Annotated in this window: 15 protein-coding genes and 1 pseudogene; 13 read left to right on the top strand and 3 right to left on the bottom strand. The window is 69.9% G+C overall.

What is annotated here, in order from left to right:
* Window positions 1-242: 242 nt before the first annotated feature.
* The 8 genes and pseudogenes from FCI23_RS51790 (at window position 243) to FCI23_RS51765 (ending at window position 5,263) form a co-directional block, all read left to right on the top strand.
* Entirely contained in the window at window positions 243-434 is a 192-nt protein-coding gene (locus FCI23_RS51790) for a hypothetical protein (RefSeq protein ID WP_136730895.1), read from the top strand.
* Between the two features lie 95 nt (window positions 435-529).
* Window positions 530-708, top strand: a pseudogene (locus FCI23_RS51785) (acyl-CoA dehydrogenase family protein); the annotation flags it as partial.
* Window positions 705-1,607: an oxygenase MpaB family protein gene (locus tag FCI23_RS51780; RefSeq protein WP_136730894.1), complete on the top strand. Its 903-nt coding sequence runs from the start codon at window positions 705-707 to the stop codon at window positions 1,605-1,607. The pseudogene FCI23_RS51785 and the gene FCI23_RS51780, both read left to right, overlap by 4 nt.
* A 416-nt stretch (window positions 1,608-2,023) precedes the next feature.
* Window positions 2,024-2,266 (top strand): hypothetical protein, encoded by a 243-nt coding sequence (locus tag FCI23_RS51775; protein WP_246144867.1) that lies wholly within the window; start codon window positions 2,024-2,026, stop codon window positions 2,264-2,266.
* A 113-nt stretch (window positions 2,267-2,379) separates the two neighbouring features.
* A complete protein-coding gene (locus FCI23_RS51770) occupies window positions 2,380-3,456 on the top strand; it encodes an integrase core domain-containing protein (protein WP_136730893.1) in 1,077 nt (358 codons plus the stop codon).
* 144 nt (window positions 3,457-3,600) lie between these two features.
* Complete coding sequence (locus tag FCI23_RS57785) at window positions 3,601-3,747, top strand: hypothetical protein (RefSeq protein ID WP_169317413.1); 147 nt, start codon at window positions 3,601-3,603, stop codon at window positions 3,745-3,747.
* Between the two features lie 350 nt (window positions 3,748-4,097).
* Window positions 4,098-4,247, top strand: a complete 150-nt coding sequence (locus tag FCI23_RS57780) for a hypothetical protein (protein WP_169317412.1) — start codon at window positions 4,098-4,100, stop codon at window positions 4,245-4,247.
* Window positions 4,248-4,402: 155 nt separating this feature from the next.
* The gene (locus FCI23_RS51765) at window positions 4,403-5,263 is read left to right on the top strand and encodes a hypothetical protein (protein WP_246144866.1); all 861 of its coding nucleotides are present in this window, start codon (window positions 4,403-4,405) and stop codon (window positions 5,261-5,263) included.
* A 99-nt stretch (window positions 5,264-5,362) separates the two neighbouring features.
* Here the strand turns inward: FCI23_RS51765 and FCI23_RS51760 are convergent, their stop codons facing one another.
* Both FCI23_RS51760 and FCI23_RS51755 read right to left on the bottom strand, forming a co-directional pair.
* Complete coding sequence (locus FCI23_RS51760) at window positions 5,363-5,623, bottom strand: hypothetical protein (RefSeq protein ID WP_136730892.1); 261 nt, start codon at window positions 5,621-5,623, stop codon at window positions 5,363-5,365.
* A gap of 72 nt (window positions 5,624-5,695) precedes the next feature.
* Complete coding sequence (locus tag FCI23_RS51755; RefSeq protein WP_136730891.1) at window positions 5,696-6,013, bottom strand: hypothetical protein; 318 nt, start codon at window positions 6,011-6,013, stop codon at window positions 5,696-5,698.
* Between the two features lie 197 nt (window positions 6,014-6,210).
* Here FCI23_RS51755 and FCI23_RS51750 point away from each other — a divergent pair, with 197 nt between their 5' ends.
* Complete coding sequence (locus FCI23_RS51750; RefSeq protein WP_136730890.1) at window positions 6,211-6,516, top strand: CBS domain-containing protein; 306 nt, start codon at window positions 6,211-6,213, stop codon at window positions 6,514-6,516.
* Between the two features lie 617 nt (window positions 6,517-7,133).
* Here the strand turns inward: FCI23_RS51750 and FCI23_RS51735 are convergent.
* Complete coding sequence (locus FCI23_RS51735; RefSeq protein ID WP_136730888.1) at window positions 7,134-7,523, bottom strand: hypothetical protein; 390 nt, start codon at window positions 7,521-7,523, stop codon at window positions 7,134-7,136.
* Between the two features lie 416 nt (window positions 7,524-7,939).
* On the opposite strand from FCI23_RS51735, the gene FCI23_RS51730 reads away from it, so the two are divergent.
* The 4 genes from FCI23_RS51730 (at window position 7,940) to FCI23_RS51715 (ending at window position 9,507) form a co-directional block, all read left to right on the top strand.
* Entirely contained in the window at window positions 7,940-8,245 is a 306-nt protein-coding gene (locus tag FCI23_RS51730; protein ID WP_136730896.1) for a DUF6247 family protein, read from the top strand.
* Window positions 8,242-8,502 (top strand): hypothetical protein, encoded by a 261-nt coding sequence (locus tag FCI23_RS51725; RefSeq protein WP_136730887.1) that lies wholly within the window; start codon window positions 8,242-8,244, stop codon window positions 8,500-8,502. The genes FCI23_RS51730 and FCI23_RS51725 overlap by 4 nt, the downstream gene beginning before the upstream one ends.
* Window positions 8,503-8,987: 485 nt before the next feature.
* Window positions 8,988-9,176 carry a hypothetical protein gene (locus tag FCI23_RS51720; RefSeq protein ID WP_136730886.1) on the top strand — a complete coding sequence of 63 codons (189 nt, stop codon included), beginning with the start codon at window positions 8,988-8,990 and terminating at the stop codon, window positions 9,174-9,176.
* 88 nt (window positions 9,177-9,264) lie between these two features.
* The gene (locus FCI23_RS51715; protein WP_136730885.1) at window positions 9,265-9,507 is read left to right on the top strand and encodes a hypothetical protein; all 243 of its coding nucleotides are present in this window, start codon (window positions 9,265-9,267) and stop codon (window positions 9,505-9,507) included.
* Window positions 9,508-10,351: the final 844 nt, after the last annotated feature.

The raw sequence follows: 10,351 nt of genomic DNA, 5'->3' as shown, positions 1-10,351 counted from the left end.
CCGAGGCGGTGGCGCGGACGTTGCGGCGCGCCGTCGGTGACGACGGCTTCCACTGTGCCATTGCCTTCCCCGAGCAGCCGCGGCGTCGGTTGTCCTGGTCGCGCCGGTAGGCCGCACCCGGGGCGCGGGAGCCGGACGGCGATCACCTTGACGGGTGAGGCACCGGGTGTTCGGGCCTGTGGTGGGCGGGGCCGCGGCAGCATCGGTGGTGTGGCGACCGCGCCCGGGGAGGGATACCTGCGATGCCGACTGTACCCGCTTCACTGTTCGCCGTACTGGAGTTGGTACGGGGCAACTTCACCGCGCCGACGTTCCGAACCTTCACGGCGCTGGTCACGGGTCTGATCGCGGAGACCGGGCGGTGCACGGTGACCGGGATGCTCACCGGCGTCGGGTTGACGCGCGCTTGGTCCCACGACCGCGCCCACGCCTAATGGGCGGTGACGGGGTGCGGGTGCCGAAAACCCCATCCATGGCCTGTGACGTGCAGGTTCTCATGAACGGCGGACGATCGTCGGATAGGAGTGTCAGGCTGATCGTTCGCTGCCTCCAGCTGCATGGCGGCTACGGCTACATCGCGGAGTACGCCATCGGGCGGTCCTACCTCGACGCCCGGATCCAGACCATCTACGGCGGGACCACCGAGATCATGAGGAGATCATCGGCCGGGATCTCGCCGCCACGACGACCGAGAGGGCAGAGCGATGACGCGGCTCAGGCGCGACCACTGGCTCCGGCATATCGAACATCTCGACCCCGAGCGGGACTACGAGGAGATCCACCGCATCTCCACGGCCCACGAATTCCCCTGGGACACCGTCCAGGCCCTCAGTTTCGCCCTCTACCGCACCTACGCCGTACCCAGCGTCGGCCAACTCCTGGCCATCACAGGAGAGCTGACGAAGCGCCCGCAGAAGCGGTACGACGACACCGTCCTCATCCTCGACGCCGTTGCCGAGCACGGCATCGCGTCGCAGCAGGGCCGCGAGGCGGTGCGCCGCATGAACCAGATGCACCGCCGCTACGAGATCTCCAACGACGACTTCCGGTATGTGCTGGCCACCTTCGTCGTCGTCCCCAAGCGCTGGATGGACGCCTACGGCTGGCGCCGCCACTGCCCGACCGAGGTGCGCGCCTTCACCAACTACTACCGCTCGCTCGGCGCGCACATGAACATCCAGGACATCCCGGAGACCTACGAGGAGTTCGAACAGCTCCTCGACGACTACGAGCACACCCACTTCACCCACGACGACAGCAGTGTGGCTGTCTCCGACGCCACCCTGAGCCTGATCGCCTCGTGGTACCCGGGCCCACTGGGGCGCGTCGTGCGCGCCTCGACGGTCTGCCTCATGGACGACCCACTGCTGAAGGCATTCGGCTACCGGGTCCCGAACCCGCTGTTGCGAGCGGCGGTACGCGCCGGGATGCGGCTGCGCGGCCGGGCTGTACGGCTGCTGCCACCGCGCCACGAGCCCTTCTTCGCCCGCCGGTCGCCCACCGTACGCGGCTACAAGAACGGCTACCGGGTCGCGGAACTCGGCACGTTCGCGCCGGGCACCTGCCCCGTACCGCACGAGGCCCGTTCCAAGGAGAACACCGAGTGACCACCTCCGCCATCAGCCCGCCCGGTCTCGAACTCGCTGCCCTGGGGCGCTGGTTTTGATGTCCACTCGAAGGCGTCGGCCCACAGCTGGGCTTCGTCTGGCTCCCAGCCCTGCAGCGCCATGTCCCCAGTGATCGGCGCCCGCACCCGGTCGGTGGTTGCGGGAGTAGGGTCGGGGGCTGGCGCGGTGGCGCGTGGCGCTCCGTTTCCAGCCCCCGACCCCACTCCCGCAGGTAGCCGAGTGCCCGGAGGCTTACTGGGTTTCCTCGGGGGAACCCGTGCACAAACTTCACGTCCTCCGGGTTAACCCCGGTACGGTGGCCGGGGTAGATACATGTCTCGTAAGCGACACACGCCACACGGTTAGCGCCTAAAACGGGTGACCGCCAAGCGTCCGATATAAAGCCGGAGGACCACATGCCCCACCACAGCGTCATGCCGGAGCTTGAGCCCGGCCAGAGGCCCACCGCGGAGCAGGCCAAGGCCCTCCGTCAGGCCGCCGCTGCCGAGCGTGCCCGCGCCGAGGCCGTCGCCGCCATGCTGGAAGACCTCGCCGAGAACGGCCTGCCCCAACTGGATGAGTGCCGGACTTGGGCAGAAATCCGCGAAGAGCTGTGGGCAGGGTACGACGCACAGCATGATGTGGGGCATGTCGCCTAAGCACGGCACCCCGCGGGCGCAGATCATCATCCACCCTGTAGGGTGCCAAAACTGGCGCGTAGCCTGTGATCAGGCCCTTTGCAGTTCAGGCGATCATGGCATGCTCGGACTGCATGGCGTTGCGCTTGCTCTACCTGATCTTCATCCGGCTTCTCGGACTGCTCCTGCTGCTGTCACGCTCGGAGGCCGCCAAGGACACTGAGCTCCTCGCGCTGCGCCACGAGAACGTGGTGCTGCGTCGGCAGCTCGGCGTCCGGCCACACCTGACGTGGCCGGACCGCGCGGTGCTCGCTGCCTTGGCCCATCACCTGCCGGGCAGGTTGCGTCGCCATCGTCTGGTCACCCCCGGCACCCTCCTGTCCTGGCACCGACGTCTGCTGCGCTGGAAGTGGAAGCAGAAACGCGCACGCACCGGTCGGCCGCCGATCTCCGAGGAGCTCACCGGCCTGATCCTGCGCCTGGCCCGGGAGAACCCGACCTGGGGCTCGACCCGCATTCAGGGCGAGCTGCGGCGCCTTGGCCACCGCGTCGGCGCCTCCACCATCCGCCGCATCCTGCGCAGCGCCGGCCTCGGCCCCGCGCCCCGACGTGGCCGCAGCACGGGGCCTACGTGGCGCGAGTTCGTGCGCGCCCAGGCATCCGGCCTGCTCGCCGCGGATTTTTTTCATGTGGACACCGCGGGCTTGACCAGGCTGTACGCCTTCGTGGTCATGGAGGTCGGCACCCGGACCGTGCACATCCTGGGCGTGACCGCTCATCCGACGGCGGCGTGGGCCACCCAGCTCGCGAGGAACCTTCTCGCCGACTTGGGGGAGAGGGACTCGGGTTTCCGCTACCTGCTGCGCGACCGCGACAGCCGCTACACGCAGGCATTCGATGCCGTCTTCTCCTCCGATGGCATCGAGATCCTCAAGACCGCGCCGCAGGCGCCGAAGATGAACGCCCACGCGGAGAGGTTCATACGTACGGCCAGAGCAGAGTGCACGGACCGGATGCTGATCTACAACGAGCAGCACGCCCGGCGAGTCCTCGCCCAGTACGCCGAGCACTACAACACCGGAAGACCGCACCGCGCCCTGAACCTTCGCGCTCCTGCCGACGACCCGGACGTCATCCCCTTCCCCGCGCAGCGCATCCAGCGCCATGACGTCCTCAGCGGACTGATCCACGAGTACCGCAACGCCGCCTAACCAAGATCACGCCGGTCCGGCGAACGCCCAGCTCAGCGCACGTACGAGACTTTTGGCACTCAACACGGGACGTGCCTGACCAACGAGGTCGTCACCATTATCGGCGCAGCCGGAGGCCTCCGCGGGATCGCTGCGGTACTGACGGTGTTCTTCGAGCGCAACAAGGGCAAGACAGTCAAGCTCGGCGAGGGCGGCGAGATCCTCCGAGCCGACGGGCTCAGTGCCGAGGAGATCATCCAGCTCCTCGAATCACTCCACCGCGCACAAGCCGACGAAAACTCGCCTGGGTGAAACGCCCCACCACCAAGCTAAGACGGGACATCACGCACCGGACCACACAGCCCACACATGGCCTATGCAGGCCGCGCCCTTGTCACGCTTGCTGCCTGCCTGGGGACCGGATGAACAGCCCAGGGGGAAACCCGCTGCCAGGCCCCGTGACCCGCAGCGCGCCAACACCGTTGTGCCGGGCGCGTGCATAAATCCGCCCCCACGGATAGGCGGTCCCCAAGGGAGCGGCGGACAGACGGCCTTGCCCGGCTCAGGGCCCCCGGCCGCCGCCGGGTGTGCGGGACTACGTGCGGCGCGGGGAGCGCCGTACGAACACCCCTCCAGGGAAGTAGTCGGGCACCTCGCCCCCCTTGACCACCACCGATGACCTCACGTTTACGGGAAACGCGTCCGGCGTCGAGAAGACCCCGCAGAAGACCTGGAAGCTGCGTCGTCGTGGGGCGGCGTACGAGCCGTCGAGGTCGGCACGGATGGTGGGCGCCGCGACGTTGGATCCATGACACCGGCGGCGATCACGGCGGTGTGGCCGAGCCAGGGGGATGCCGTCATTGTGGGGTCCATGGGGACGACGCCAGGAGGCTTTGCGTTCTCACACGGTTCGGCGCGGGCATCCTCAGGGTGCCGCTGTCCGTGAGGAAGATGCGAGGGGAATGCTGTGATCAGTCCTCTGCCCACCCGGCCCGGTGAGGTGCAGGCGGTCGTCGGCCGCGCGATGAACGCCGGCGGACAGTTGTTCGACACGGCGGGCAACATCGCCCGCATCGTGGGCAACACCCTTGATCCGCGCGCCGGTTCGGGCGGCGAGCTGCTGCGCGTGCTCCAGCAGACCACCGCCGAACTGGCAAAGGCCAGTGCCTCACCGGAGGCGCAGGAGGCCTTCTACCGGCTGGTAGACACCGTCACGCGGCTCGGCACAAGGGGCGCCCCGCTGGTCGGCCACCCGGCGAGCGAGCCCGCGCAGGCGCTGCTCGCGGCGCTCGGCAACAGCCTGCCGCCCGTCCTGGAGGCGCTGGAGCCGGTGCTGGAACACTTCGCCACCGCCGTCGGCGGGCTGGTCGAGGCCTCCGGCCCCCTGCTGCCCGCGGTCGCGGGTCTCGTGGCGGGGCTGCTGCTCGCCCTCGTACCGCTGCTGGAGGCCACCGCCGAGGTGCTGCGGGAGTCGGCGCCGGAGCTGCAGCGCATCGCCGACTCCCTGGTCACGGCTGCGGCTCTGCTGGTGCCCCTCCCGACGGCGCTCATCGACCGGGGCGCCACTGTGGGCGCCGAGGTGACCCAGGCCGCGCTCCCCCCGATCGCGGACCTGAGCGCCGCGCTCGCCGAGGCCGTGGTGGCGCTCCAGCCGGTGCTGCTGGCCTCCGAGACGGTGCTCGTCGAGGGCCTCGAGCGCCTCCAGCCCGTCCTCCTCGGCGCCGTCGCCCAGGCCGGCCGACTCGCCCGCGGCCTGGCGGTGCGGATCTCCGCCGTCGTCTCCCCGGCGGCGGACCCGGTGGTGGTGCTGGCGGTACGGCCCGCGTAGGGGGCGACCTAGACCCCGGGCGGGCTTGCCCAAGTCCCCTCCGGAGGAACTGGGCAAGCCCACCCAGCCCGCCGGCGACCGATCGGTGGCTTGCCCCGGTCAGGAACGGCAGCGGGAGAGGAAGCCGCCGCCGCGGACTCGGCCGCGGTGCGCGGGCAGTGCTTCACGCGCCTGGCCGCCGAGGGCGCCCGCTAGGTGATCGCCTACGTCGACGACGGCGCCCCGCCCGGCGACCCCGAGCACGACCGCACCGTCGCCAACCGGCTCTACGACTCCATGGGCTTCACCGAGCTGGACCGGCTCTGGTCCTTCACCCGCCGCCGCGCACGGCAGACGACGCGGCCGCGAGCCCGCGGACATGGTCGTCCACCCCGCACGGCAGTGCCCCGCCCGGCCACCAGTCGCCAGCAGCCCCCCTTCCAGCCCCAGCGATTAGGCCGGACGGGTGACTGCCACACCGTCCGGCGATGCGGCGGGGCGGGCGCTCATAACCAGCGTCCGGCTTGCCCGCTGCAGCGCCAGATAAGCCTTGACCCTCCCGGCCCGCGAAGTACGGGTGCTCGGAGCCACGGCGGCGGACAACTGCGACTGCCGGGCCCACAACATGTCGATCACCCGCTGCTCGTCACCACCCCGGCGGGAGAAGGCCGGCGACCACCGCGCCAGCTCGCCCCGTGCCTCGTCCAACTCGCGCTGCAGCTGCAGGAGATCGGCCGGGAAGTCGAAGGCCTCCGCATCGGTGTCGTCCACATCCGGGATCGTAGGGTGGCCCGGGCCAGTGACACCAGGGCCGACCGGGTGACACCAGGCAGCCCCATGCCGGAGCCGTCACACGAGGTGCCGCACCACCGCCTCAATCCCCGACATGCCCTCGCTGCGGTCCCCCTCCGGTGGCGCAGCCCATCCGCCGAGCAGGACGGCGGCGGCGAGCAGGCCATCGAAAGGGCATGATCACCGACCGCGACATCACCGTCCGGTGCGTCGCCGAGGAGCTGGACCCGGCTACCGTCCAAGCTTGCACCCTCAGTAGGGCACTGCACTGGATCGACGCCAACTCCCCCGCGTCCGAAGCCCTACGGATCATGGAACGCGAACAGGTCAAGCGGCTGCCCGTGATCGACGTGGCCGACGACCACCGGCTGGTGGGGATGATCTCCGAAGCCAACCTCGCCAAGAACCTCAGCGACGAGCAGATCGCGGAATTCGCCTCCACTATCTACGCCGACGCCCCCCTGACCCCAGCGCCGGTTTGACCATTCACCGGCCGGCCCTCCCAGCGGGCCGCCTCACCCGACTTCCACGCCTGCCAGGCGGGGGTGGGGACGCCCAGGCCCTCCATCGACTGCTTGCAGAGGATCTTTTCGGCGGCGATGGCGGACGCGGCGACCCCCGCTGCCGCAGAACGGTTTGCGCAGGTAGTCCAGCAGCCCCCTGGGGCCTGCCGTCCTCCCCGTAGGTGCAGGTTGGACAGGGCCACGTCGAAGGTGGATGGTCGCGGCGTGGTCCAGGCCGATGTGGAACCCGGCCCGCCAGGTTTCCCCGGCCGTCGTCACCTCAGCGGCCAGTTCCTCGTGCTCGGCCAGCGCCTGGTCCTCCTCCGCCGATCGGAACCCCTCCCGCGACAGCGCGTCGGGGTGGGCATTGCGCCAGTCCCGCAGCAGGGCGATCGGCGGCGCACGAGTTCGCCGAGGCCTGGCCCGTGCGCGGTGGAGCGGCGCATCGTTCCGCGCCGCCTTCCGTGGGGTGCCAGCTGCCGTACGGTCCGGGTTGCTCATTGATGTCCTGGAACCAGCCGCCGGGCTCCTGGACACGGCACAGCTGAGGTTGAGGACATGGAACACGGTGTGCGACGGGTGCTGGCCAGGCAATTTCAGGAGACAGCGCCCATGGCAGAGGCCAGCGGCTCCTGGTCGCCGTAGAGGGCTGCGTGCAGGGCGGCTGCGAGCTGGCGGGCGCAGTCCTCGCCCGCCACGTCGTACAGCACGACGTAGGCCGGCCCCGCGACCGAGCCGGAGCGAACCACACGGTCGCGGACCAGGCGGACGGCGGCTTCGCGGATGGCGGCGGCCGCGACCTCGTCGACCACGTGGGCCGGGGCCGTGAAGGTGTCGGCCTTCACCGTCCAGCGCTGTCCGCTGCGGGCGATGCAGACGAACACCGCGCCCGCCGCCCGAGCTGCCTCGTATGCGGCGTTGAACGCCGCGATCCCGGTAGCGTCCGGGATCGCGGCGGCGGGGCAGATGACCGGGAGCGACTGCATGACGGACATCGTGCCAGCGCTCGGTCGCGCCGCGAGGGATTGGGCCCGTTGGATCCAACGTGTCTGATACCGGGCGAGCTCGGCAACGGCAGCAGCAACGGGCCGGCCCCCCACAAGGTGGGCCGCCCGGACCCGGCGGCCTGCTCGTTCGCTTCCTCAAGGTTCGGCGCCCGCGGCCACCCGCACCGCCCGTGGGGCAGCCTGACCTGCACAAACAGATAGATGTGGTGTTCAGAGTGGATTTCAAAGTGGTGTTGAGAGGGCTGTCGTCGGTGAGGTCCTGGACCAGTTCGACGACACCGAGATCTACGACTACGGCGTCGACTGACGCCCCGCAGGAAAGGGATCACCACATGTCCGTCCCCACCGCCGCGCGCCCCGCGTACCGTGGCGATGAGACCCGCCTGGAGGAGCCCGTGAGCGCCCAGCCCGATCACGCACCCGTTCCGCCGTACGTGCCCGCCCCGGGCGCCCCTGCCGAGCTGCTCGCGCAGCTTCGTGCCGACCGCCGCGCCGCGCAGTGGGTGCCGGCCTTCGAGCGGGACTGGGCGAAGGCCCTGGAGGAGTCGAAGCGCACCTACCGCCTCACCGTGCTCTATGAGGTCGTGCACACCTGGCAGTCCCGTATCAACTCCGCCCCGGCCGTGGACGCGTTCATCGACTCCGGCATGGACGAGAGCGGCTTCGTCGCCCTGGAAGACGCCCTCGGGAAGGGCCGGTGAGCGGTCAGCCGTACGCGGTCCGGCTGTCCCCGCAGGCCGCGAAGGTGCTCACCGAGCTCCCCGAGCACGCGGCCGAGATGGTGCGCGGCGTCCTGGACGCCGCGAGCCTCGGCCCGTGGGGGTTCGGCCAGTGGGACGCAAGCGACCCCGAGGGCGAGGACGTCCGCATCGCGTCGGTCGGCCAACTGAGCGTCATATACTTCATCAACCGCCCCTTGCGGCACCTGTCCGTCCTGGACATCGTCTGGCTCGGATAACCGCCCGTACGAACGACAGCGCCCCTTCCCCGGCATGGAGCTGCCGGGGAAGGGGCGCTTCGCATGCTAGCCCGGGGTCACGACGAGTGCCTGTTTCTGAGCCAATCATGTCAAGTCGCGGCGCCGGATAACGCATCGGCAGGCCATTTGTTGCGGCAACATCCCGTCACCCGAATGGCCTACGCGCCGCCGTAGGGGTGCCCGGCAGCACTTCCTTGCGGTGCGGGGCCCGAGGGCGAGCACGCCGCTGCCCGGCGTGCGCCGTACTCCGTTCGGCCCCAAGCTGAGCTGAGCCGGTTGGCTGCGCAAGGAGGCAGCTATAGCTGGTGGGCGCGGTGTACCTGGTCGCGATCGGCACATCCCTGTGAACGGCCAGCCGCAGCGAGATCGAAAGCAAGATCTGAACGGCAGACGTCATGCAAGGGCGCGGCGCGGCGCAGTCGGGGCCGTGGAGCGCGATCACCTGGCCCCCTCAGGAGGCGACCGTGGTCTTGATCTTGATAGCCCTGCTGGTGCCGACATTGATGATGCTGCTCATGCTCGCCCTGAGCGTGTTCGAAGACCGAATCTTCCGCCCCCCGCCTCCTCCGCCCGAAGGCATGCCGGGACCGATGCGACCAGCCGCAAGCCCGCCCGCCACCGACACCCGCCCAGAGGGGCCCACCCCCGAGTGAGGCCGCGCCCGTCGTTCGCGCGCATCCAGTGCGCGAGCGGGCGATGTCCCCCGCCGCGTCCGGCCCGGCCTGCTCCCAGGTGCGAAGGGTGCCCAGGAAGACGCGTCCGAGCGCCTCCAGGGCGAAGGAGTCCTCACACAGCTCGTCCGCTTCCACGCCGGGCAGCGCGATGACCGGGATGATGATCCGCTCGGCGACTTTCACGACCAGCGAGCAGCACCTGCCGGAGATCACCCTCTACGCGTTGCGCTACACCCGCCGCCACGACGTGTACCGCGAGGCCATCACCCGGCCGTGGCGGGCGCTGCCGGCGGAAGGGGCTTTGCTGTGAGCGCGCACCCGTGCCCCGGTCGCGGTCGGCATCGTTGAGCGGGGGACGGGGCCGAGCGGCACCACCTACGCCTGCCCGGCCTGCAAGACCCGACGCCGCATCATCCCGATGGCCGACTGGAAGCACGTTGGCGACGGCTGGCCCCAGTTCTACCCGGGGTCGAAGCGCCGATAGACCGCCGCTCCCTGCCGCCGACGCGGAACCCCCGAAGGGGGCGGCAAGAGCCCCGGCCGCGTGTGCCCGCGGTCGGGGCTCACCCACGTCCGGGCGCAGGTCCGCGAGACGGCCTATCGCACCTTCCTCGAAGATGCCCAAGATTGCGAGGCGTGCCAGGCTTGAATAGGCGCTGCTCGGGGAAATGCGACCGCCTCGGGCCGCGCCGCGAGTCCAACTGCATAGCTCCCACAAGCCGCCCGCCGAGCCCCTCCCTCCCAGTCCGGTTGCTCGGCGGGCCGCACGGCCCCGGCCGCTTGGTCGGCCGATTACAGCGGTCGGGGCTTATGTCCGGGGAAGGGTTTCGCCCCCACCGAAACCCTTCTTCGCGGCGCCGCGAATATGGAGGGGGCGCACCCAGTGCGTACCCGTGGCGGCCGTGAAGGGTACGGCGATCTGCCGCACCCTTTTTCGGCGACCGCCGGAAAAGGGTGGTCGGACGTCCTAACAATCCTTAAACCCTTCTTGCGCGGTCGCACAAAAGGCCTAAATCCGAGTCGCTGCGTTGGGCGGGGCGGTCTCAAGTGGTGAGCGCATCAAGCTGACGCGATGAATTCCTGCAATTTTTCTGCCGGAGTCCGCCATCCCAGCGTTTGCCGAGGGCGTCCATTCAGTCGCGCAGCGATCTCAT

Origin of the sequence: Actinacidiphila oryziradicis (genome assembly GCF_005047355.1) — a bacterium.
Lineage (GTDB): Bacteria > Actinomycetota > Actinomycetes > Streptomycetales > Streptomycetaceae > Actinacidiphila > Actinacidiphila oryziradicis.
Note: the sequence above shows the minus strand (reverse complement) of the source record. Positions and strands in the feature narration are given on the sequence as shown.

Excerpts from the sequence above, each read along its gene's own strand:
- FCI23_RS51790 (WP_136730895.1), top strand. The coding sequence starts at position 243 with ATGCCGACTGTACCCGCTTCACTGTTCGCCGTACTGGAGTTGGTACGG.
- FCI23_RS51780 (WP_136730894.1), top strand. The coding sequence starts at position 705 with ATGACGCGGCTCAGGCGCGACCACTGGCTCCGGCATATCGAACATCTC.
- FCI23_RS51775 (WP_246144867.1), top strand. The coding sequence starts at position 2,024 with ATGCCCCACCACAGCGTCATGCCGGAGCTTGAGCCCGGCCAGAGGCCC.
- FCI23_RS51770 (WP_136730893.1), top strand. The coding sequence starts at position 2,380 with ATGGCGTTGCGCTTGCTCTACCTGATCTTCATCCGGCTTCTCGGACTG.
- FCI23_RS51760 (WP_136730892.1), bottom strand. The coding sequence starts at position 5,623 with ATGTCCGCGGGCTCGCGGCCGCGTCGTCTGCCGTGCGCGGCGGCGGGT.
- FCI23_RS51750 (WP_136730890.1), top strand. The coding sequence starts at position 6,211 with ATGATCACCGACCGCGACATCACCGTCCGGTGCGTCGCCGAGGAGCTG.
- FCI23_RS51735 (WP_136730888.1), bottom strand. The coding sequence starts at position 7,523 with ATGCAGTCGCTCCCGGTCATCTGCCCCGCCGCCGCGATCCCGGACGCT.